We start from the raw sequence: 20,969 nt of genomic DNA, 5'->3' as shown, positions 1-20,969 counted from the left end.
CCGTCTAGGGTGTTCGCGTGATCGACACCCCTCGCCGTCCGGCCGACGTGGCCGCACGCGTGTTCTCGTGGACCGTGGCGCTGCTCCTGGTCACGGGCCTCGGCGGCGCCACGTGGATCGGGGTGCGAGCGGGGCTGGCCGCCGACCACCTTCGCTCCGCGCAGGCGACGGTCGCCGCCGCCACCGCGGTCGACGATCCCTCAGCCGCGATGGCGTCCCTCGCCACGATCGGCGACGACACCGCGGCGGCCGCGGCCCTCACGGGCGATCCGGTCTGGCGGGCGGCCACCCACCTGCCGTGGGTCGGCCCTCAGCTCGCCGCCGTCTCACGCTCCGCGGCGGCCCTGGACGACGTCGCCGCGCACGCCTTCGCCCCGCTGGCCGCGTCGGCGTCCGACCTGAGCCCGGCGGCGCTGACCCCCGTCGACGGCACCATCGACGTCGCGCGGATCGCCGCCGTCGAACCCGCCGCGGCCCTCGCGGCGGCGGCGCTGCGTCGCGCGGCCGATGACCTGTCCGGAATCGATCGGGCACCCCTTCTCGGCGATCTCGCCCGCACCGTCGAACAGTCGACGGCCCTGCTGATCCGCGCCGCCGACAGCGCCGATTCGCTGCACCGGGCGACGGAGATCGTGCCGACCATGTTCGGCGCCGACGGACCGCGCTCGTACCTGGTGCTCTTCCAGAACAACGCCGAGTGGCGCTCCCTCGGCGGAGTCGTGGGCGCCGTGGCCCAGGTCGACACGGCGGGCGGCCGCATCTCGCTCGTGTCGCAGGCGTCGTCGAGCGACTTCACCGACGTCGCCGAGGCGGGTCCCGTCCTCCCCCTCACCGACGAAGACCGCGCGCTCTTCGACACGCGCCCGGCCCGTTTCGTGCAGAACTCGACGCAGATCCCCGATTTCTCCGTCGGCGCGCCCCTGGCGCGCGAGATGTGGCGGCGCCTGCACGGTGTCTCGGTCGACGGGGTGGTCACGCTCGACCCGGTCACGCTGTCGTACCTGCTGCGCGCCACCGGCCCGGTCGCACTGCCCTCGGGCGAGGAATTGACCGCCGACAACGCGGTCTCGCTGCTGCTCGACGAGGTCTACCGCCGCTACGACGATCCCGACGTGCAAGACGCCTTCTTCCAGAGCGCCGCGACGGCGGTGTTCCAGTCGCTCGCCGCAGGGCGCGCCGATCCGACGGCTCTCATCTCGGCGGTGACGCGAGCGGGTGAGGAGCGACGCCTGCTGGTGTGGAACGCGGATGCCGAGACCCAGGCCATTCTCGACGGCACCCCGTTGCAGGGTGCGCTGCCCGCCACCGACGCGACGCGCAGCATGTTCGGGGTGTACCTGAACGACGGCACGGGCTCGAAGATGGACTACTACCTGCACCCCGAGGTCGAGACGGCCTGGTGCGGCCCCGACCGCGCGTCGCTGCACGTCGAGCTGCGCAGCGACGCACCCGACCCCGCGTCGCTCCCGGCGTACGTCACCGGAGGCGGCGAGTACGGCGTACCCGTCGGCGACGCCCTGACGGGGGTCTACGTCTACCTCCCCGAGGGGGCGCGGCTCCTCGATCGTCAGACCGGCGGCGACACCGCCGCCGCTCCCGGTTTCGCCGGGGGGACCGCGCACGGGCGGGAGGTCGTGAAGTGGTCGGTGACCCTCTCACCCGGGCAGCGCGCGCAGCTGGATCTCGAGGTGCAGCTCCCCCGCACCGCCGAGCTCGGCGCTCACGCGACCCCGACGCGCGATCCGTCGGAGATCCCGCGCGGGGGCGAGTGCCGTTTCCCGCGAGGCTGAGTCCGCCCGACGCCCGGGTGAAGTCGGGCACGGCGAGACGTGAAACCTGGCGCAGCGCAAGGGTGCGCGCGCGACGGTTCCCCGAGACTCTGACGAGGAGTCGCCTTCCCTCATCTCAGGGGAGCGAGCACCACTTCGAACTCAGCACACCGGCTCGACTACGCCAAGCAGATGGGGCACATCATGAAGACCACGATCATCCGGGCCGTCGCCGCCCTCTCACTCGCCGCGGCCGCTTTGATGGCGCCGACGGCCGCCAACGCGTACACCGACCCCGCCGCCGTCTCGGTGTCGCCGTCGACGGTCGTCCCGGGCGGCTCCGCGACGTTCACCACCTCGACGGCCCCCTTCCAGACCGACGAGCAGGTGGCGATCTCGATCACGGGAGCCAACGCGAGCGCCGTCACGCTCGGGTCGGTCGCAGTGCAGACGAACAACTCACTGAGCACCACCGCCGCGTTCGGAAAGCTCAACGTCGCGATCAAGCTCCCCTCGAACGCGACGGGCACGTACTACCTCACCTTCACCGGTCTCTCGAGCAAGGTCGTGCTGCACTCGAGCGTCGTCGTCACCGCGCCCACCTCCGACAACACCTCGAAGGGCGGGCTCGCCGTCACGGGCTTCGACGCGAACAGCACCACGGGCTTCTGGATCGCCGGAGCAGCGCTGGTCGCTGCCGGTGGCGCCGTCGCCGTGGGCGCCGCGGTACGCCGTCGCCGTCAGGCGGCCTCCGCCTGAGTCACCGCCGCGAACGCGGAGGGGGCCGTCTTCGGGCGGCCCCCTTCAGCGTTGTTCGTCCATGTGGGCCTCGAGGCTCGCCGGACGGGAGTTCGTCACCTCGGCGGTGATGAGGATCGGCAGGTGGTCGCTCAGGCCCTGCGGCAGCGTCTTGATGTGCGCGATGTCGAAGCCGATCGACGTCGCGAAGTCGTAGTGCCCACGGAAGAAGCGGTACCGGGTGTACGTGCGGGTATCGCTGAGGGTCAGTTCATACCCCTGGTCGCGCACCTTCTGCCCCAGGTTCTCTTTGAAGACCGGGTAGTTGTAGTCCCCCACCATGAGGGCGGGAAGCCCCGGTCCGAGGTTCTGCAGCTCGGTGAGAGCGGTGCGGATCTGGTGGCGCCGCAACGAGTTCAGCGCCGTCAGTGGAGCCGCGTGGAACGAGGCCACGATGATGTCGCGACCGCTGTCGATGTCGCGCAGTCGCACGCCCAGCATGCGCTCCTCGGCGGGTTTCAGAACGTAGTCGTGCAGGGACTTCTTCAGGCTGATCGCCCGGACGTCCTCGGCGCGGTAGGCGTTCTCGCGGTAGTACAGCGCGAGCCCGAGCCTGTTGCGCTGCGTCGCGTCGGCGAGCCGAAGCCCACCGATGCGCTCCGGGATGTCTGTGCTGTCGCACTCTTGCAGGCACAGCACGTCGACCTCGTGCTTCTCGACGAGAGCGACGAGTTCACCGGCGGCCCGGTGCTTGTTGAGGTTGTACGAGATGACCTTCATGGCGATCACAGCATACGACCGAGCGATCTGCACGAGCGGTGGGGTTGCACCCGTTCCGCCCGAGGGGATCAGGATGCCGCGTCACTCGTCGTCGCGCCGCCGACGGGTCTGCTCCGCGCGGGCGGCGAGCAGGTCGTCGGCCGGGTATCCGACCTCGGCCAGCACCAATCCTCGGGCCGCCAGCACCTTCGTCTCCGGGATGCGCATCCTCGCGTCACGGATGGCGACGACATCGTCGACCTCGATACGCCCCTCGCCCACCGCCACGCACGCACCGACCAACGCGCGCACCATGCTGTGGCAGAACGCGTCGGCGCGAACGTTCGCCACGAGCACGCCGTCGTCGGCACGGCGCCAGTCGTACTCCAGCAACGTGCGGATCGTCGTCGCCTCTTCTCGCGCTTTGCAGTACGCCGCGAAGTCGTGCAGGCCGATCAACCGCTGCGCCGCGGCATCCATCGCCGGGAGGTCGAGGGTGCTGCGCACCGCGGTCGTGCGCAGGCGATCGAGGGGGTCGTAGCCCGTCGTGGCGTCGGCGAGGCGGTACGAGTAGCGCCTCCAGACCGCCGAGAATCGCGCGTCGAAGCCCTCAGGAGCCACGGTCGTCGAGCGCACCGTCACGTCGGCATACGAGCCCAGAACGCCGCGCAGACGGCCCGCCAGGGCCGTCACGGCATCCGCTTCGTCGTTGTCACGCCGCCGGCGCGGAAGCCGCGCGATCTGCCCCGCATCGAGGTCGATGTGCGCGACCTGCCCCGAGGCGTGCACACCCGCGTCGGTGCGGCCGGCGACGACGAGGCGCGGGTCTCCGCCGAGAATGCGCTCGAGCGCCTCTTCGATCTCGCCCTGCACCGTCCGCAGACCCGGCTGACGCGCCCATCCGCGGAAATTCGTTCCGTCATAGGCGATGTCGAGACGAATGCGCACCCGATCAGCCTACGCGGGGTGATCTCCCACCCCTCCCCCGCGCACCCTGCCGAAGGACGCCGGTGAAACGACGATGCCCCCACCCGGAAGGGTGGGGGCATCGTACCGAGAGGGAGAACTCAGGCCTTGGCGTCGTCCTGGACGGCGTCCTCGGCTGCGGCCTCGGCCGCTGCGCCCTCTTCGTGCGACTCGGCGCCGGCGTCGGCGGCCTCGTCGGTGGTGGATTCTTCGGCGGGGGCCTCGTCGGCGACGGGCTCCTCGGCGACCGGGGCTGCGGCGGCGGGAGCCGCGGCGGCCTTGTTCGACGCCTTCTTCGCGACGGGCTCGAGGACGAGCTCGATCACGGCCATCGGGGCGTTGTCGCCCTTGCGGTTTCCGACCTTCGTGATGCGGGTGTAGCCACCCTCACGGTCGGCGACCAGCGGCGCGATCTCGGTGAAGAGGGTGTGCACGACACCCTTGTCACCGATCACGGACAGCACGCGACGACGAGCGTGCAGGTCGCCGCGCTTGGCGAAGGTGATCAGTCGCTCGGCGAGCGGACGAAGACGCTTGGCCTTGGTCTCGGTCGTCTTGATCGACTTGTGCGTGTACAGCGCTGCGGCGAGGTTCGCGAGAAGCAGACGCTCGTGGGCCGGGCCGCCTCCGAGGCGGGGACCCTTCGTGGGCTTAGGCATGTCGTATTACTCCAGTAGAAGGTTCGGTCGGGTCCGACAGGGTCAGACGGTTTCTTCGTCGTAGCCGCTGTAGAACTGGGCGCCGTCGAAACCGGGCACCGAGTCCTTGAGCGACAGTCCGAGCGAGGTGAGCTTGTCGCGCACCTCGTCGACCGACTTCTGACCGAAGTTGCGGATGTTCATCAGCTGCGTCTCCGAAAGGGCGACCAGCTCCGAAACGGTGTTGATGCCCTCACGCTTGAGGCAGTTGTACGAGCGCACCGACAGATCGAGGTCCTCGATCGGCATCGACAGCTCGTTCGAGAGAACGGTCTCGACGGGGGCGGGTCCGATCTCGATACCCTCGGCCTCGACGTTCAGCTCGCGGGCGAGACCGAACAGCTCGGTGAGGGTGCGACCGGCAGACGCCACGGCGTCGCGCGGCGCGATGGACGCCTTCGACTCGACGTCGAGGACGAGCTTGTCGAAGTCGGTACGCTCTCCGGCGCGCGTGGCGTCGACGCGGTAGCTGACCTTGAGCACCGGCGAGTAGATCGAGTCGATCGGGATCTGACCGGCCTCGGCGTACTCGTTGCGGTTCTGCGTAGCCGAGACGTAGCCGCGGCCGCGCTCGATGGTGAGCTCGAGCTCGAACTTGGCCGTGTCGTTCAACGTGGCGATGACCAGCTCGGGGTTGTGCACCTCGACACCCGCCGGGGCGGAGATGTCGGCGGCGGTGACCTCGCCCGAACCCGTCTTGCGCAGGTACGCCGTGATGGGCTCGTCGCGCTCGCTCGAAACGACGAGCTGCTTGATGTTCAGGATGATCTCGGTGACGTCTTCCTTCACGCCCGGGATGGTGCTGAACTCGTGCAGAACGCCGTCGATGCGGATGCTCGTGACGGCCGCGCCGGGGATCGACGACAGAAGGCTGCGACGCAGCGCGTTGCCGATCGTGTAACCGAAACCGGGCTCCAGCGGCTCGATGATGAAACGGCTGCGGAACTCCCCGATCTTCTCCTCGGTCAGAGTGGGACGCTGTGCGATGAGCACTATGTGTTCCTTTCGATCACGTGCCCGCTATATGACACGTGTAATGGGGTGAGGTGTTGAGTTGTACTCGCGGGATGCCGAGTCACCTGAGCGATGCGCCGAGGGTGAGCCGTGGCATCCGGAAGTCTGAGTCGCGCGTAAGCGCGGCGTTCCCGGGGAGCGACGAGCACTCCCCGGGAACGGACGCGTCAGACGCGGCGGCGCTTGGGCGGACGGCAGCCGTTGTGAGCCTGGGGCGTCACGTCCTGGATCGAGCCGACCTCGAGGCCGGCAGCCGTGAGCGAACGGATCGCGGTCTCACGACCCGAACCCGGTCCCTTCACGAAGACGTCGACCTTCTTGACGCCGTGCTCCTGCGCCTGGCGAGCGGCCGACTCCGCGGCCATGCCGGCGGCGTACGGCGTCGACTTGCGCGAGCCCTTGAACCCGACACCGCCGGACGAAGCCCAGCTGATGACGGCACCCGAGGGGTCGGTGATCGAAACGATGGTGTTGTTGAACGTCGACTTGATGTGGGCCTGACCCACGGCGATGTTCTTCTTCTCCTTGCGGCGCGGCTTGCGCGCTGCGGACTTGGCCTGTGCCATGTGCGGTTCTCCTGAATCCTGCGCCGGCGGAGGCCTAGCGCGCCTTCTTCTTGCCGGCGACGGTGCGCTTGGGTCCCTTGCGGGTACGAGCGTTCGTCTTCGTACGCTGACCGCGCACCGGGAGGCCGCGACGGTGGCGGATGCCCTCGTAGGAACCGATCTCGACCTTGCGGCGGATGTCGGCGGCGACCTCGCGACGGAGGTCACCCTCCACCTTGTAGGTGCCTTCGATGTAGTCGCGAAGCGCGACCAACTGGTCGTCGGTGAGGTCCTTCACGCGGATGTCGTGGCTGATATCCGTTGCCGTGAGAATCTCGACGGAGCGGGTGCGACCCACGCCGTAGATGTAAGTAAGTGCGATCACCACGCGCTTGTCGCGCGGGATGTCGACGCCGGCGAGACGTGCCATGCGGCTCTCCTCAGAGTGTCGTGGAGGTGTGAAGCAGGATCGGTGCTCGGGCCTCCGCCCCGAGGTGTCCCCCGCCCGCTGACGCGGGCGAGATCTGATCCTGCCGGTGTGTATTCAGTTGAAAAGTGTCGAGCTCTGAGCGAACTCAGCCCTGGCGCTGCTTGTGACGCGGGTTGCTCTTGCAGATCACCATCACGCGCCCGTGACGACGGATCACCTTGCAGTGATCGCAGATGGGCTTGACGGAGGGATTGACCTTCATGATGTTCCTGTTTCGCTGTCTTCGATCCGCGGATGCGGATCGTTACTTCTCAGCCGGGCTCAGCGGTAGCGGTAGACGATACGACCACGAGTGAGGTCGTAGGGGCTCAGCTCGACGACGACGCGGTCCTCGGGGATGATACGGATGTAGTTCTGTCGCATCTTGCCCGAGATGGTCGCGAGCACTTTGTGCCCGTTCGTCAACTCGACACGGAACATCGCGTTGGGCAGTGCTTCGGACACCGTGCCCTCGATCTCGATGACACCGTCTTTCTTCGCCATATACTCGCTCACGCTCTGGACAGACCGGCTGGTCTGCGGTGGATGGGGATTCGGTGCTTCGACACGCCAATGAAGGCGCAACGCACCAAAGATCAAGCATACGTGGTATCACGTGACCCGGCAACTCGCCGGGGCCGCGGTCACCTGTTGAGGCGCGCGACGATGTCCTTCTGCGGATCGCCCGACAGATCGGTCTGGTTGGTCAGCACCGCGCCGTCGACCGCGATGGTCGGGGTCGAGATTCCCGCGGCGCCCTGCTGAAGGGGCGTCTCGCGCGTCATCGCGGTGACGAACTTCGTGTACGTGCCATCCGAGATGCAGGAGGCCACGGCATCCGATGCTCCGGCCGTCGTCGCGATCGAGGCGAGGGTGGCGTCGTCGAGACCGGCCGTTCCCTCCGAGGGCTGCTGCGCGTACAGGGCCTTCACGAAGGCCGGCACGTTCGCGGCGTCGTCGACGGCCACGCAGTACGCGGCCGACGCCGCTCGAGTGGAGTACTGCGTTCCCTGCGACTGCCTGTCGAGGATCGAGATCGGGTGGATGTTCAACGTGATCTCACCGCTCTGCACGAGCTGGTCGAGCGTGGGCCCGTAGCTCTGCTCGAACTGGTTGCAGATGGGGCACATGAAGTCGACGTAGGTGTCGACCGTCTTGGGGCCCGACCCGACGGCGATGGCGCCCGTGTCGGTGTTCACCGCCGACGCCTGCGGCAGGGTGCCGGCCGAGGTCGCCTGGCTGTTGGCGAACCACACCACCCCGCCCACGATCAGCACGACCACGAGGGCGGCGGCGGTGACGCCGATCGCGAACCAGTTCGTGGACTTGCGTGCAGCCGCCATCATCATCAATCGATCTCCTTCGGCACCACACCGAACGGCGCCAGTTTTTCGGCACCGCCGTCATGCGCGGTGAGAACCCAGATGCCCCCATCATGCACGGCGACACTATGTTCCCAGTGGGAGCCGGCCGTGCCGTCGACGGTCGAGACGGTCCACCCGTCGTCTTCGGTGAAGGTCTGCTGGTCGCCGATGACGACCATGGGCTCGATCGCCACCGCGAGACCGGGGCGCACCTCGGGTCCGCGATCCGCCACGGCGTAGTTGAAGATGCTCGGCGACTCGTGCATCTTGCGTCCGATGCCGTGCCCGACGTAGTCGCGCAGAATGCCGTACCCGCCCTCGGGGGCATTGTCGGCGATGTACTGCTCGATCGCCGCACCCACCTCGCCGAGGTGGGAGGCCCGACTGAGCGCCGCGATCCCGGCCCACAGCGACCCCTCGGTCACCTCGGACAGCCGGCGACGCGGCGAGACGACCTCTTCGGGGGCATCCCCGGGCACGATCACGGTGAACGCAGAGTCGCCGTTCCACCCGCGGAACTGCGCTCCGGCATCGATCGAGAGGATGTCGCCCGCCTGCAGCGGCCGGTCGTTCGGGATGCCGTGCACGACCTCCTGGTTCACCGAGGCGCAGATCGTGTGACGGTAGCCGCGCACCATCTGGAAGTTCGATTCCGCTCCGCGCGATGTGATCACGCGCGATGCCTCGGCGTCGAGCTCGAGCGTCGTCACCCCGGGCGCGACCCGTGCGCGCACGGCATCCAGAGCATCAGCCGTGATGAGACCCGGCTCGATCATCGACCGCAGCTGGGCGGGCTTCTTGTAGATGGAGGAACGCAGCGCCACGTCAGACAGCCGACAAGGCGATTCCGCGCGCCTCGAGGGCGGCGAAGATGCGTGCCGTGACCTCGTCGAGCCCGCCGACACCGTCGATCTCGTCGACGATGCCGCGCGTGCCGTAGACGTCGAGGATGGGCGCGGTCTCGCGCTCGTAGATACCCAGACGCGTGGCGATGGCCTCTTCGGTGTCGTCGGCGCGGCCCTGCTCGGCCGCACGGGCCGTCAAGCGCGCAAGCGACTCGTCGCGGGGCACCACGAGGGCGATGACCGCGTCGAGACGTTCGTCGCGTCCGCCCAGGAACTCGTCGAGGTGCATGACCTGGGCGAGGTTCCGCGGATACCCGTCGAGCAGGAAGCCCTCGGCGGCGTCGGCCTGCGAGAGGCGGTCGCGCACGACCGCGCTCGTCAGTTCATCGGGGACGAGGTCTCCCCCGTCGATGATCGACTTCACCTGCAGACCGAGGTCTGTTCCCTCGGCGACGTTCGAACGGAAGACGTCGCCCGTCGAGACGACCGGGATGCCGAGGGCGTCGCCGACGCGGACGCCCTGCGTTCCCTTGCCCGAGCCCTGGGGCCCCACGATCAGAAGACGCGCGGTCATCGCAGCAGCCCTTCGTAGTGACGCTGCTGGAGTTGCGCGTCGATCTGCTTCACCGTCTCGAGACCGACACCCACGATGATGAGGATCGATGCTCCGCCGAACGGGAAGTTCTGGTTCGCCCCGACCGTCGCCAGCGCCACGAGCGGCAGCAGGGCGATCAGACCGAGGTAGATGGACCCCGGCAGGGTGATGCGCGTCAGCACGTAGTCGAGGTACTCGGCCGTCGGACGACCCGCACGGATGCCGGGGATGAACCCGCCGTACTTCTTCATGTTGTCGGCGACATCGACCGGGTTGAAGGTGATGGCCACGTAGAAGTACGTGAAGCCGACGATCAGCAGGAAGTACACGAGCATGTAGAGCGGGTGGTCACCGCGCGTGAGGTACTGCGAGATCCAGGTCACCCAACCGGCCGGCTCCTGGCCCGCCTGCGGCTGGTTGAACTGCGCGATGAGGGCGGGGATGTACAGCAGCGACGAGGCGAAGATGACGGGCACGACGCCGGCCATGTTCACCTTGATCGGGATGTAGGTGTTCGTGCCGCCGTAGGTGCGACGCCCGACCATGCGCTTCGCGTACTGCACGGGGATGCGGCGCTGGGACTGCTCGACGAAGACGACCAGCGCGACGATCACGATGCTCACGGCGAGGACGAGGAGGAAGACCTCCACGCCGCGCGAGGTGAGGATCGACAGCATGGCGCCGGGGAACGTCGCCGCGATCGAGGTGAAGATCAGGATCGACATGCCGTTGCCGACACCGCGCTCGGTGACCAGCTCGGCGAACCACATGACCAGGCCGGTGCCGGCGGTCAGGGTGATGATCATGAGCAGCTGCGCCCACCAGATGTCGTTGGTGAGCAGCTGCTGGCACTCGGGGATGCCGGCCGAGCCGAACAGCTGTCCCGAGCGGGCAACGGTGACGAGGGTCGTCGACTGCAGGAGAGCGAGAGCGATCGTCAGGTAACGCGTGTACTGGGTGAGCTTGGCCTGCCCCGCCTGGCCCTCTTTGTAGAGGGTCTCGAAGTGCGGGATCACGACGCGCAGGAGCTGCACGATGATGGTGGCCGTGATGTAGGGCATGACGCCGAGCGCGAAGATCGACAGCTGCAGCAGAGCGCCGCCCGAGAAGAGGTTGACCAGCGAAAGCAGCCCCTCGGTGCCGCCCGACTGGTTCAGACACTGCTGGACGTTGGGGAAGTCGACGAAGGGCGTGGGGACGTGGGCACCCAGCCGGTAGATGGCGATGATGCCCAGCGTGAAGGCGATCTTCCGCCTCAGGTCGGGCGTGCGGAAAACCCGCGCGATGGCGCTGAACAAGGGGATTCCTCCAGAACGATCTCGGCACGCCGCAGGGCGCACACCAAATCAGACTAACCCAGAAGGGGCCGACGGCCGTAAGGCCGCCGGCCCCTCAGGGGTCGTGCGTCAGTTGACGGAACCGCCGGCGGCGACGATCTTCTGCTCAGCGGAGCCGGAGACCTTGTCGACCGAGACGGTCAGCGCGACCGAGATGTCGCCGGTGCCGAGCACCTTGACCTTCTCGTTCTTGCGGACGGCACCCTTGGCCACGAGGCCGGCGACGGTCACGTCGCCACCCTGCGGGTAGAGCTCGGCGAGCTTGTCCAGGTTCACGACCTGGTACTCGACGCGGAACGGGTTCTTGAAGCCACGGAGCTTCGGGGTGCGCATGTGCAGCGGCATCTGCCCACCCTCGAAGCCGACCCGGACCTGGTAGCGGGCCTTGGTTCCCTTGGTACCGCGACCGGCGGTCTTACCCTTCGAGCCCTCACCGCGACCCACGCGGGTCTTGGCCTTGTGGGCTCCCGGGACGGGACGCAGGTGGTGGACCTTCAGCACGCCGGGGCGCGCCGCGGGGGCTTCCTTCTTCTCAGCCGTCTTACGGGCCGAGGCCTTCTTCGGGGCGGCGACCGTTGCGGTCTCGTCCTTCTTGTCAGCCATTAGTCGATCTCCTCAACCTTGACGAGGTGGGCGACGGTCTTGACGTAACCGCGCGTCTGCGCGTCGTCGGGACGGACGACCGAGTCGCCGATCCGCTTGAGACCGAGCGAACGCAGCGTGTCACGCTGGTTCTGCTTCTCGCTCACCTTGGACTTGATCTGCGTGACCTTCAGACGCTCGGCCATCAGGCACCTACCTTCTGGGCGGCGGCCTCGGCGCGCACGAGGCGGGCCGGGGCGACCTGGTCGAACTCCAGGCCACGGCGGGCTGCCACGGCGCGGGGCTCTTCGAGCTGCTTCAGGGCTGCGACGGTCGCGTGCACGATGTTGATCGTGTTCGACGAGCCGAGCGACTTCGACAGGACATCGTGGATGCCGGCGCACTCGAGGACGGCGCGGACGGGACCACCGGCGATAACACCGGTACCGGCAGCGGCGGGGCGCAGGAGCACCACACCGGCGGCAGCCTCACCCTGGACGGGGTGGGGAATGGTCGAACCCGAACGCGGGACGCGGAAGAAGTTGCGCTTGGCCTCTTCGACACCCTTGGAGATGGCGAGGGGGACTTCGCGGGCCTTGCCGTAACCGACACCCACGACACCGTTGCCGTCACCCACGACGACGAGCGCCGTGAAGCTGAAGCGACGACCACCCTTGACCACCTTCGAGACGCGGTTGATCGTCACGACGCGCTCGAGGAACTGGCTCTCGTTGCGGTCGCGCGAACCACGGTCGCGCTGGTTGGTGTTGCGCTCGCGACCACCGCGACGCGGCTCGCGCTCACGCTCGGCGGGGGCCGTGGCCGCAGCCGCACCCTCTACCGGTGCAGTCTGCTCGGTCACTTCGGTCTCCTTGTTGTCACTCACAGGTTCAGCCCTCCTTCGCGAGCTCCGTCGGCGATCGCGGCGACACGGCCGGCGTAGCGGTTACCGCCACGGTCGAACACGACGTCGGCGACGCCCACGGCCTTGGCACGCTCGGCGACGAGTTCGCCGACCTTGCGGGCCTTGGCGGTCTTGTCACCGTCGAACCCGCGCAGGTCGGTCTCGAGGGTGGAGGCAGAGGCCACGGTGTGGCCCTTGCTGTCGTCCACGACCTGGACGAACACGTGGCGCGCCGAGCGCGTCACGACGAGACGGGGACGCAGCTCGGTGCCGACGACCTTCTTGCGAAGGCGCGCGTGGCGACGGGCACGGGCGACGGACTTTGTCTTGACAGCCATGGCTACTTACCACTCTTTCCGGCCTTGCGGCGCACAACCTCGCCCGCGTACCGCACACCCTTGCCCTTGTACGGCTCGGGCTTGCGGATCTTGCGGATGTTGGCGGCGGCCTCGCCGACGGCCTGCTTGTCGATGCCGCTCACGGTGACCTTGTTGTTGCCTTCGACCGTGAGGGTGATACCTGCGGGCGGCTCGATCAGGACGGGGTGCGAGAAACCGAGGGCGAACTCGATCGAGCTGCCCTTCTGCGCCACGCGGTAACCCGTACCGACAACCTCGAGGCCCTTGGTGTAGCCCTGGGTGACACCGATGATGTTGTTGTTGATGAGCGTGCGGGTCAGGCCGTGGAGCGACCGCGACTCGCGCTCATCGTCGGGGCGGGTGACGAGAACCTGGTTCTCTTCGACCGACACCTCGAGGGGCTGGGCAATGGTGAGCTCGAGCTCGCCCTTGGGGCCCTTGACGGCGACCTCCCGGCCGTTCACCGAAACGGTGACGCCGGCGGGGATGTCGATGGGAAGACGTCCGATACGCGACATTCTCAGATCACCACACGTAGGCGAGGACTTCCCCGCCGACGCCCTTCTGCTCGGCCTGACGGTCGGTGAGGAGACCGGAGGAGGTGGACAGGATGGCGACGCCGAGCCCGCCGAGGACCGTGGGGACCTCGGTCGACTTCGCGTACACGCGGAGGCCGGGCTTGGAGACGCGCTTGATGCCGGCGATCGACCGCTCGCGGTTCGGGCCGTACTTCAGCGTCATGTTGAGGGTCTGGCCGACACGGGCGTCTTCGACGGTCCAGTCGGCGATGTAACCCTCCTGCTTGAGGATCTGGGCGATGTTCGTCTTCAGCTTCGAGTTCGGCATCGACACGGAGTCGTGGTGAGCCGAGTTCGCGTTGCGCAGACGGGTCAGCATGTCTGCGACCGGGTCTGTCATCGTCATGTGTTGCTTCTTTCGTTCATGAGGTTTCGACTGCCGTTACGCGACAGCCGACCTTCGATGAGGGGCCCCCGGAAACCCGGGGGCCCGAGTTCAGGCCTGAGCGTCGGCCGACTGGAAGGGGAAGCCGAGCTGACGCAGCAGCGAGCGGCCTTCCTCGTCCGTCTTCGCGGTGGTGACGATGGTGATGTCGAATCCACGCACGCGGTCGATGCGGTCCTGATCGATCTCGTGGAACACGGACTGCTCCTGGAGACCGAAGGTGTAGTTGCCGTTGCCGTCGAACTGCTTGGCCGAGAGACCGCGGAAGTCGCGGATGCGGGGCAGAGCGAGGTTGACGAGACGGTCCACGAACTCCCACGCGCGGTCACCGCGGAGGGTGACGTGCGCGCCGATCGCCTGACCCTCGCGCAGCTTGAACTGCGCGATGGACTTGCGAGCCTTGGTGACGACGGGCTTCTGACCGGTGATCTTGGTGAGGTCGTCGACCGCACCATCGATCACCTTGCTGTCGCGAGCGGCCTCGCCGACACCGGTGTTCACGACGACCTTGACCAGTCCGGGGATCTGCATGACGTTCGGGTAACCGAACTCCTCCTGCAGAGCCTTCTTGATCTCGGCGTTGTACTTCTGCTTCAGGCGGGGCTGGATCTTGCCAGTCTCCGCGGCAGTCACGGTGCTCATGTTCAGAGGTCCTTGCCTGACTTCTTCGCGAAGCGCACGCGGACGGTGCGCTTGACGCCGTCCTTCACCTGCTCCTCGACCCGGCGGCCGACGCGGGTCGGCTTCTTGGTCGAGGGGTCGACGAGCGCGACGTTGGAGATGTGGATCGGGGCTTCGAACGTCTCGATGCCACCGGTCTTGGTGCCGCGCTGGGACTGGCCCACGCGGTTGTGCTTGGTGACGTAGTTCACGCCTTCGACGATGACGCGGTTCTGCTCGGTCAGGATCTCGAGGACCTTGCCCTGCTTGCCGCGGTCGCCGCCACGCTCGGGCTTGGCGCCCGTGATGACCTGAACCAGGTCACCCTTCTTGATTTTCGCCATGATCAGATGACCTCCGGGGCGAGCGAGACGATCTTCATGAACTTCTTGTCACGAAGCTCACGACCGACGGGTCCGAAGATGCGGGTGCCGCGGGGCTCCCCGTCGCTCTTCAGGATCACGGCGGCGTTCTCGTCGAACTTGATGTATGAGCCGTCGGGACGGCGGGTCTGCTTCACGACACGGACGACGACGGCCTTGACCACGTCGCCCTTCTTGACGTTTCCACCGGGGATCGCGTCCTTGACCGTGGCGACGATGACGTCACCGAGGCCCGCGTAACGACGGTTGGAGCCGCCGAGCACGCGGATGGTGAGCAGCTCCTTGGCGCCGGTGTTGTCGGCGACCTTCAGCCGGGATTCGTTCTGAATCACTTTTTACTCCTTGGATTCCAAGTAAGCGCGAGGCTTACTTGGCCTTCTCGAGGATCTCGACCAGGCGCCAGCGCTTGGTGGCGCTCAGCGGACGGGTCTCGTTGATGACGACCAGGTCGCCGATGCCCGCCGAGTTGGTCTCGTCGTGCGCCTTGACCTTGGAGGTGCGGCGGATGACCTTGCCGTAGAGCGGGTGCTTCACGCGGTCTTCGACCTCGACGACGATGGTCTTGTCCATCTTGTCGCTGACGACGTACCCACGACGCGCCTTGCGGTAACCGCGGGCGTTCTCGTCGCGCACATCGTTCTCGGAGTGCTCGTGACCGACGACCTGCGCCTCGGCCTCTGCCTTCTTCGCGGTAGCCATTACTCCGCCTCTTCCTTCGCGGCGTCGTCAGCGGCGTCCGCCTTCTTCGCCTTGCTCTTCTTCGCCTTCGTCGCCTCGACCGGGGCCGGGGTGGCGCGGATGCCGAGCTCGCGCTCACGGATCACGGTGTACAGACGCGCGATGTCGCGCTTGACTGCACGGATGCGACCGTGGCTTTCGAGCTGGCCGGTGGCCGACTGGAAGCGCAGGTTGAACAGCTCTTCCTTGGCCTTACGCAGCTCCTCGACGAGGCGCTGGTCTTCGAACGTGTCGAGCTCGCTCGGGGCGAGCTGCTTGGTGCCGATCGCCATTACGCGTCGCCCTCCTCGCGCTTGATGATGCGTGCCTTCAGGGGCAGCTTGTGAATGGCTCGGGTCAGTGCTTCACGAGCGAGCTGCTCGTCGACACCCGCGACCTCGAAGAGGACGCGGCCGGGCTTGACGTTCGCGACCCACCACTCGGGCGAACCCTTACCGGAACCCATGCGGGTTTCGGCCGGCTTCTTGGTGAGGGGGCGGTCGGGGTAGATGTTGATCCACACCTTTCCGCCACGCTTGATGTGACGCGTCATGGCGATACGAGCGGACTCGATCTGACGGTTGGTCACGTAAGCGGGGGTCAGCGCCTGAATACCGTACTCACCGAACGACACCTGGGTGCCACCGGTGGCCTGGCCGGAACGGCCGGGGTGGTGCTGCTTGCGGTACTTGACCTTGCGGGGGATGAGCATTACGCCGACGCTCCTTCTGCCACGGGGGCCTCGTTGCGCGGGCCACGACGACGGTCGCCACCGCGGTCGTCACGACCGCGGGACTTGGGCGCGTTGGCCTGCTCGCGGGCGAGCTCCTTGTTGGTGAGGTCGCCCTTGTAGATCCAGACCTTCACGCCGATGCGGCCGAAGGTGGTCTTGGCCTCGTAGAAGCCGTAGTCGATGTTCGCGCGCAGGGTGTGCAGGGGCACACGGCCTTCGCGGTAGAACTCCGAGCGGCTCATCTCGGCGCCGCCGAGGCGACCCGACACCTGGATGCGGACACCCTTGGCGCCGGCACGCTGCGCGCCCTGCAGGCCCTTGCGCATCGCGCGGCGGAACGCCACACGAGCGGTGAGCTGCTCGGCGACACCCTGCGCGACGAGCTGAGCATCGGCCTCGGGGTTCTTGACCTCGAGGATGTTCAGCTGGATCTGCTTGCTGGTGAGCTTCTCGAGGTCGGCACGGATGCGCTCGGCCTCGGCGCCGCGGCGACCGATCACGATGCCCGGACGGGCGGTGTGGATGTCGACGCGGACGCGGTCACGCGTGCGCTCGATCTCGATGTTGCTGACACCGGCGCGGTCAAGCGAGGTGGTCAGCAGGCGACGGATCTTGATGTCCTCGGCGAGGTAGTCGGCGTAACGCTGACCGGCCTTCGTCGAGTCCGAGAACCACCGCGACACGTGGTCGGTAGTGATGCCGAGGCGGAAGCCGTACGGGTTGACCTTCTGTCCCATTACTTGCTCGCCTTCTTGTTGGCGCGCGCCGGGGCCGCAGCAGCGTCTTCCGGCGTCGCGAGCACGACCGTGATGTGGCTCGTGCGCTTCTTGATCTGGAAGGCGCGACCCTGTGCACGGGGACGGAAACGCTTGAGCGTCGTGCCCTCGTCGACGTACGCGTTCTTCACGTACAGGTCGGCGTCATCCAGGTATTCGTTCGTCTTGTCAGCGGTGACGCGAGCGTTCGCGATCGCCGAGGCGACGAGCTTGTAGATCGGCTCGCTCGCGCCCTGGGGCGCGAACTTCAGGATGGCGAGGGCCTCTTCGGCCTGCTTGCCCTTGATGAGCGCGACGACACGACGAGCCTTCTGAGGGGTCACGCGGATGTGTCGCACGCGTGCGATGGACTCCACCATTTCTCTCTCCTCTAGCGCCACCGCGTCAGCGGCGGCGGCCCTTCTTGTCGTCCTTCACGTGGCCGCGGAAGGTGCGGGTGGGCGAGAACTCGCCCAGTTTGTGACCGACCATGGTCTCGGTCACGAACACGGGGATGTGCTTGCGACCGTCGTGCACGGCGATGGTGTGTCCCAGCATGGCGGGGATGATCATCGAACGGCGCGACCAGGTCTTGATGACGTTCTTGGAACCGGCTTCGTTCTGCGAGACGACCTTGCGAAGCAGGTGCTCGTCGACGAAGGGGCCCTTCTTAAGGCTGCGAGGCATCTTCCTCTACTCCTACTTACGCTTCTTGCCGGCGGTGCGACGGCGGACGATCAGCTTGTCGCTTTCCTTGTTCGCGTGACGGGTGCGGCCTTCGGCCTTACCCCACGGCGAAACGGGGTGACGACCACCGGAGGTCTTACCCTCACCACCACCGTGCGGGTGGTCGACCGGGTTCATGGCGACACCACGCACGGTCGGGCGGACGCCCAGCCAGCGCTTGCGGCCGGCCTTGCCCCAGTTGATGTTCGACTGCTCGGCGTTACCGACCTCGCCGATCGTGGCGCGGCAGCGCACGTCGACGTTGCGGATCTCACCCGAGGGCAGACGAAGCTGCGCGTAGGGGCCGTCCTTGGCGACGAGGCGCACGGAGACGCCCGCCGAACGGGCCATCTTCGCGCCGCCACCGGGACGCAGCTCGATCGCGTGGATCACGGTACCGGTGGGGATGTTGCGCAGCGGCAGGTTGTTGCCGGGCTTGATGTCAGCGCCGGCACCCGACTCGACGACGTCGCCCTGCGACAGCTTGTTCGGCGCGATGATGTAGCGCTTCTCGCCGTCCGCGTAGTGCAGCAGCGCGATGCGCGCGGTGCGGTTGGGATCGTACTCGATGTGAGCGACCTTGGCGTCGATGCCGTCCTTGTCGTTACGACGGAAGTCGATCAGACGGTACTGACGCTTGTGGCCACCACCGATGTGACGCGTGGTGATGCGGCCCTGGTTGTTGCGGCCACCGGTCTTCGACAGGGGGCGCAGCAGCGACTTCTCAGGCGTCGATCGGGTGATCTCGGCGAAGTCGGCCACCGACGAGCCGCGGCGACCGGGGGTCGTGGGCTTGTACTTGCGAATAGCCATTGTTCTTGTCCTCTATCCCGACCGTCAGCCGACAGACGTGAAGATGTCGATGGTGCCCGACTTGAGCGACACGATGGCGCGCTTGGTGTCCTTGCGCTTGCCGGTGCCGAAGCGGGTGCGACGGGCCTTGCCGACGCGGTTGATCGTGTTGACCGAGGCCACCTTGACGCCGAAGATCTTCTCGATGGCGAGCTTGATCTCGGTCTTCGAGGAGCGCGGGTCCACCAGGAAGGTGTACTTGCCCTCGTCGATGAGCGAGTAGCTCTTCTCGGAGACGACCGGCTTCAGGATGATGTCGCGCGGGTCTTTGTTGACGGCGGTCATGCCGAGACCTCCTCGGTGGCAGCGGACTTCGACGCGACGAACGCGTCGTAAGCGGCCTTGGTGAAGACGATGTCGTCGGAGACGATCACGTCGTAGGTGTTCAGCTGGCCGACGGTCAGCACGTGGACGTACGCGAGGTTGCGGACGCTCTTCACCGTCAGCTCGTCGTCGCGGTCGATGACCACGAGGACGTTCTTGACGGCGCCGAAGGCCTTCAGCGCGGCAGCGGCAGCCTTGGTCGAGGGGGCACCCTCGATGGCGAAGCTGTCGACGATGTGCAGACGCTGCCCACGAGCACGGTCGCTGAGCGCACCCAGCAGGGCGGCGGCGATCATCTTCTTGGGCGTGCGCTGGCTGTAGTCACGCGGCTTGGGGCCGTGGACGATGCCACCACCGGTCATGTGCGGCGCGCGGATCGAGCCCTGACGGGCGTTACCGGTGCCCTTCTGCTTGAAGGGCTTGCGGCCGGCACCCGAGACCTCGCCACGACGCTTGGTCGAGTGCGTGCCCTGGCGTGCCGCGGCGCGCTGCGCCACGACGACCTGGTGGATGAGGGGAATGTTCGTCTTGACGTCGAAGAGCGCGGCGGGCAGCTCGACGGAGCCTGCCTTCTTGCCGTCGGCCTTCACGACGTCGAGCGCGAGAGTCGAGTCAGCCATGATCAGGCACCCTTCACTGCGTTGCGGACGTAGACGATGCGGCCACGAGCACCGGGGACAGCGCCCTTGACGAGCATCAGGCCCTTCTCGGCGTCGACGGCGTGCACCGTGAGGTTGAGGACGGTCACGCGCTCGCCACCCATACGGCCGGCCATGCGCATGCCCTTGAAGACGCGGCTCGGGGTCGACGATGCGCCGATGGAGCCGGGCTTGCGGTGGTTGCGGTGCGAACCGTGCGAAGCGGACACACCCTTGAAGTTGTGACGCTTCATGACACCCGCGGTGCCCTTGCCCTTGCTGGTGCCGACGACGTCGACGCGCTGGCCGGCTTCGAAGAGACCGTCAACGGTCAGCTCCTGGCCGAGCGAGTAGTCGGCGGCATCCGCCGTGCGCACCTCGGTGAGGTGGCGACGCGGGGTCACGCCGGCGGCGTCGAAGTGGGCCGTGAGGGGCTTGTTCACCTTGCGGGGGTCGATCTGGCCGTAGCCGATTTGAACGGCGTTGTAGCCGTCCTTCTCGAGCGAGCGCAGCTGGGTCACGACGTTCGGAGCGACCTCGATGACGGTGACGGGAACGAGCTTGCCGTTCTCGTCCCACACCTGAGTCATGCCGAGCTTGGTGCCGAGGAGGCCCTTGGAGATCTTGGAGTTGATGTCAGACATGTCGAACCTCAGAGCTTGATCTCGATGTTGACATCGGCCGGGAGGTCGAGGCGCATCAGCGAGTCGACGGCCTTGGGCGTCGGGTCGATGATGTCGATGAGGCGCTTGTGGGTGCGCATCTCGAAGTGCTCGCGGCTGTCCTTGTACTTGTGGGGCGACCGGATGACGCACACGACGTTCTTCTCGGTCGGAAGGGGAACCGGGCCCACCACGGTGGCACCGGCACGGGTCACGGTGTCGACGATCTTGCGCGCCGATGAGTCCAGCCCGGCGTGATCGTACGACTTCAGGCGAATGCGGATCTTCTGTCCCGCCATTGTCTGCTCTCTCTCTTTCTCGCGTCTTACCCGACCTGGGGCATTGGACGCACGGTGGTGCTCTCGCACCCTGGCACTTCCCCTCGCTCACGCGAGAGATGCTGCACCGCTGTTCAGCTGTCAAACCGGATGCCATGGCATCCGGCCCACCCCGCACGCACGCGTGCGAATCCGATGAAGGAAGGGGCTCGGTGTCTGTTCTGCTGCCGGCGGCCCAGGACCCTGCGCTTTCGCGCCGCCTGTGCACTGCCCTGACAGTGATCCTGGCGCGCGCCGAGCGCACGCCGGAATGTGGAACTGCATTAGTCTACGT

At 67.1% G+C, this 20,969-nt stretch carries 34 protein-coding genes; 2 read left to right on the top strand and 32 right to left on the bottom strand.

Going from position 1 to position 20,969, the window contains the following annotated elements:
* The first annotated feature begins 17 nt into the window (after positions 1-17).
* Together ASG45_RS05220 and ASG45_RS05215 are read left to right on the top strand one after the other, a co-directional pair.
* Positions 18-1,790 (top strand): DUF4012 domain-containing protein, encoded by a 1,773-nt coding sequence (locus ASG45_RS05220; protein WP_055833751.1) that lies wholly within the window; start codon positions 18-20, stop codon positions 1,788-1,790.
* Positions 1,791-1,973: 183 nt separating this feature from the next.
* Positions 1,974-2,528, top strand: a complete 555-nt coding sequence (locus ASG45_RS05215) for a hypothetical protein (protein WP_162242837.1) — start codon at positions 1,974-1,976, stop codon at positions 2,526-2,528.
* A 45-nt stretch (positions 2,529-2,573) separates the two neighbouring features.
* On the opposite strand, the gene ASG45_RS05210 is transcribed toward ASG45_RS05215, so the two are convergent.
* From ASG45_RS05210 to rpsJ, 32 genes are all read right to left on the bottom strand, one after another.
* On the bottom strand, positions 2,574-3,287 hold the full coding sequence (locus ASG45_RS05210; protein WP_055835835.1) for an endonuclease/exonuclease/phosphatase family protein: 714 nt from the start codon (positions 3,285-3,287) through the stop codon (positions 2,574-2,576).
* A gap of 81 nt (positions 3,288-3,368) precedes the next feature.
* The gene (gene truA / locus ASG45_RS05205; RefSeq protein ID WP_055833746.1) at positions 3,369-4,214 is read right to left on the bottom strand and encodes a tRNA pseudouridine(38-40) synthase TruA; all 846 of its coding nucleotides are present in this window, start codon (positions 4,212-4,214) and stop codon (positions 3,369-3,371) included.
* Between the two features lie 119 nt (positions 4,215-4,333).
* Positions 4,334-4,891 (bottom strand): 50S ribosomal protein L17, encoded by a 558-nt coding sequence (gene rplQ / locus ASG45_RS05200; RefSeq protein ID WP_055833743.1) that lies wholly within the window; start codon positions 4,889-4,891, stop codon positions 4,334-4,336.
* Between the two features lie 42 nt (positions 4,892-4,933).
* A complete protein-coding gene (locus ASG45_RS05195; protein ID WP_055833740.1) occupies positions 4,934-5,923 on the bottom strand; it encodes a DNA-directed RNA polymerase subunit alpha in 990 nt (329 codons plus the stop codon).
* A gap of 188 nt (positions 5,924-6,111) precedes the next feature.
* The gene (rpsK, locus tag ASG45_RS05190) at positions 6,112-6,510 is read right to left on the bottom strand and encodes a 30S ribosomal protein S11 (RefSeq protein ID WP_013583990.1); all 399 of its coding nucleotides are present in this window, start codon (positions 6,508-6,510) and stop codon (positions 6,112-6,114) included.
* 34 nt (positions 6,511-6,544) lie between these two features.
* Positions 6,545-6,919, bottom strand: a complete 375-nt coding sequence (rpsM, locus tag ASG45_RS05185) for a 30S ribosomal protein S13 (RefSeq protein WP_055833737.1) — start codon at positions 6,917-6,919, stop codon at positions 6,545-6,547.
* Positions 6,920-7,064: 145 nt separating this feature from the next.
* Complete coding sequence (rpmJ, locus tag ASG45_RS05180; protein ID WP_005050492.1) at positions 7,065-7,181, bottom strand: 50S ribosomal protein L36; 117 nt, start codon at positions 7,179-7,181, stop codon at positions 7,065-7,067.
* Positions 7,182-7,240: 59 nt separating this feature from the next.
* Positions 7,241-7,462 (bottom strand): translation initiation factor IF-1, encoded by a 222-nt coding sequence (gene infA / locus ASG45_RS05175; RefSeq protein WP_013583992.1) that lies wholly within the window; start codon positions 7,460-7,462, stop codon positions 7,241-7,243.
* A 140-nt stretch (positions 7,463-7,602) separates the two neighbouring features.
* Positions 7,603-8,307: a DsbA family protein gene (locus tag ASG45_RS05170; RefSeq protein ID WP_055833734.1), complete on the bottom strand. Its 705-nt coding sequence runs from the start codon at positions 8,305-8,307 to the stop codon at positions 7,603-7,605.
* Positions 8,307-9,146, bottom strand: a complete 840-nt coding sequence (gene map, locus ASG45_RS05165; RefSeq protein WP_082516472.1) for a type I methionyl aminopeptidase — start codon at positions 9,144-9,146, stop codon at positions 8,307-8,309. Before map ends, ASG45_RS05170 begins: the two co-directional genes overlap by 1 nt.
* A gap of 1 nt (position 9,147) precedes the next feature.
* Positions 9,148-9,741, bottom strand: a complete 594-nt coding sequence (locus ASG45_RS05160) for an adenylate kinase (RefSeq protein ID WP_055833731.1) — start codon at positions 9,739-9,741, stop codon at positions 9,148-9,150.
* The gene (gene secY, locus ASG45_RS05155) at positions 9,738-11,060 is read right to left on the bottom strand and encodes a preprotein translocase subunit SecY (protein ID WP_055833728.1); all 1,323 of its coding nucleotides are present in this window, start codon (positions 11,058-11,060) and stop codon (positions 9,738-9,740) included. Before secY ends, ASG45_RS05160 begins: the two co-directional genes overlap by 4 nt.
* 108 nt (positions 11,061-11,168) lie before the next feature.
* Entirely contained in the window at positions 11,169-11,702 is a 534-nt protein-coding gene (gene rplO / locus ASG45_RS05150; RefSeq protein ID WP_070408570.1) for a 50S ribosomal protein L15, read from the bottom strand.
* On the bottom strand, positions 11,702-11,887 hold the full coding sequence (rpmD, locus tag ASG45_RS05145; RefSeq protein ID WP_013583998.1) for a 50S ribosomal protein L30: 186 nt from the start codon (positions 11,885-11,887) through the stop codon (positions 11,702-11,704). The genes rplO and rpmD overlap by 1 nt, the downstream gene beginning before the upstream one ends.
* Entirely contained in the window at positions 11,887-12,567 is a 681-nt protein-coding gene (gene rpsE / locus ASG45_RS05140; RefSeq protein WP_070408571.1) for a 30S ribosomal protein S5, read from the bottom strand. Before rpsE ends, rpmD begins: the two co-directional genes overlap by 1 nt.
* The gene (rplR, locus tag ASG45_RS05135) at positions 12,564-12,923 is read right to left on the bottom strand and encodes a 50S ribosomal protein L18 (protein ID WP_055833725.1); all 360 of its coding nucleotides are present in this window, start codon (positions 12,921-12,923) and stop codon (positions 12,564-12,566) included. Before rplR ends, rpsE begins: the two co-directional genes overlap by 4 nt.
* Positions 12,924-12,925: 2 nt before the next feature.
* Positions 12,926-13,462: a 50S ribosomal protein L6 gene (gene rplF / locus ASG45_RS05130; protein WP_055833722.1), complete on the bottom strand. Its 537-nt coding sequence runs from the start codon at positions 13,460-13,462 to the stop codon at positions 12,926-12,928.
* Positions 13,463-13,469: 7 nt separating this feature from the next.
* Positions 13,470-13,868, bottom strand: coding sequence for a 30S ribosomal protein S8 (rpsH, locus tag ASG45_RS05125; RefSeq protein ID WP_055833719.1), 399 nt, complete (start codon positions 13,866-13,868; stop codon positions 13,470-13,472).
* Positions 13,869-13,958: 90 nt separating this feature from the next.
* A complete protein-coding gene (rplE, locus tag ASG45_RS05120) occupies positions 13,959-14,549 on the bottom strand; it encodes a 50S ribosomal protein L5 (RefSeq protein WP_055833716.1) in 591 nt (196 codons plus the stop codon).
* Positions 14,550-14,551: 2 nt separating this feature from the next.
* Entirely contained in the window at positions 14,552-14,911 is a 360-nt protein-coding gene (gene rplX / locus ASG45_RS05115; RefSeq protein ID WP_055833711.1) for a 50S ribosomal protein L24, read from the bottom strand.
* Between the two features lie 2 nt (positions 14,912-14,913).
* Positions 14,914-15,282 (bottom strand): 50S ribosomal protein L14, encoded by a 369-nt coding sequence (rplN, locus tag ASG45_RS05110; RefSeq protein WP_055833708.1) that lies wholly within the window; start codon positions 15,280-15,282, stop codon positions 14,914-14,916.
* A gap of 34 nt (positions 15,283-15,316) precedes the next feature.
* The gene (gene rpsQ / locus ASG45_RS05105; protein ID WP_070408572.1) at positions 15,317-15,649 is read right to left on the bottom strand and encodes a 30S ribosomal protein S17; all 333 of its coding nucleotides are present in this window, start codon (positions 15,647-15,649) and stop codon (positions 15,317-15,319) included.
* Complete coding sequence (rpmC, locus tag ASG45_RS16565; RefSeq protein WP_013584007.1) at positions 15,649-15,960, bottom strand: 50S ribosomal protein L29; 312 nt, start codon at positions 15,958-15,960, stop codon at positions 15,649-15,651. The genes rpsQ and rpmC overlap by 1 nt, the downstream gene beginning before the upstream one ends.
* Positions 15,960-16,379 carry a 50S ribosomal protein L16 gene (gene rplP, locus ASG45_RS05095; RefSeq protein WP_055833705.1) on the bottom strand — a complete coding sequence of 140 codons (420 nt, stop codon included), beginning with the start codon at positions 16,377-16,379 and terminating at the stop codon, positions 15,960-15,962. The genes rpmC and rplP overlap by 1 nt, the downstream gene beginning before the upstream one ends.
* Positions 16,379-17,137, bottom strand: coding sequence for a 30S ribosomal protein S3 (gene rpsC / locus ASG45_RS05090; protein WP_055833702.1), 759 nt, complete (start codon positions 17,135-17,137; stop codon positions 16,379-16,381). The genes rplP and rpsC overlap by 1 nt, the downstream gene beginning before the upstream one ends.
* On the bottom strand, positions 17,137-17,535 hold the full coding sequence (gene rplV, locus ASG45_RS05085) for a 50S ribosomal protein L22 (protein WP_055833699.1): 399 nt from the start codon (positions 17,533-17,535) through the stop codon (positions 17,137-17,139). Before rplV ends, rpsC begins: the two co-directional genes overlap by 1 nt.
* Before the next feature lie 25 nt (positions 17,536-17,560).
* Positions 17,561-17,842 (bottom strand): 30S ribosomal protein S19, encoded by a 282-nt coding sequence (gene rpsS / locus ASG45_RS05080; RefSeq protein ID WP_013584011.1) that lies wholly within the window; start codon positions 17,840-17,842, stop codon positions 17,561-17,563.
* Between the two features lie 12 nt (positions 17,843-17,854).
* Positions 17,855-18,694, bottom strand: a complete 840-nt coding sequence (rplB, locus tag ASG45_RS05075) for a 50S ribosomal protein L2 (RefSeq protein WP_055833696.1) — start codon at positions 18,692-18,694, stop codon at positions 17,855-17,857.
* Between the two features lie 24 nt (positions 18,695-18,718).
* Positions 18,719-19,018, bottom strand: coding sequence for a 50S ribosomal protein L23 (gene rplW, locus ASG45_RS05070; protein WP_055833695.1), 300 nt, complete (start codon positions 19,016-19,018; stop codon positions 18,719-18,721).
* Positions 19,015-19,677, bottom strand: a complete 663-nt coding sequence (rplD, locus tag ASG45_RS05065; protein WP_055833692.1) for a 50S ribosomal protein L4 — start codon at positions 19,675-19,677, stop codon at positions 19,015-19,017. Before rplD ends, rplW begins: the two co-directional genes overlap by 4 nt.
* Before the next feature lie 2 nt (positions 19,678-19,679).
* Positions 19,680-20,339, bottom strand: a complete 660-nt coding sequence (gene rplC / locus ASG45_RS05060) for a 50S ribosomal protein L3 (protein WP_055833690.1) — start codon at positions 20,337-20,339, stop codon at positions 19,680-19,682.
* A gap of 8 nt (positions 20,340-20,347) precedes the next feature.
* Positions 20,348-20,656 carry a 30S ribosomal protein S10 gene (gene rpsJ, locus ASG45_RS05055; protein ID WP_013584016.1) on the bottom strand — a complete coding sequence of 103 codons (309 nt, stop codon included), beginning with the start codon at positions 20,654-20,656 and terminating at the stop codon, positions 20,348-20,350.
* Between the last annotated feature and the right edge of the window lie 313 nt (positions 20,657-20,969).

Origin of the sequence: Microbacterium sp. Leaf436, assembly GCF_001424715.1 — a bacterium.
Taxonomy (GTDB): Bacteria; Actinomycetota; Actinomycetes; order Actinomycetales; family Microbacteriaceae; genus Microbacterium.
The sequence above is the reverse complement of the archived record's forward strand: the minus strand, read 5'-3'. Positions and strand labels throughout refer to the sequence as shown.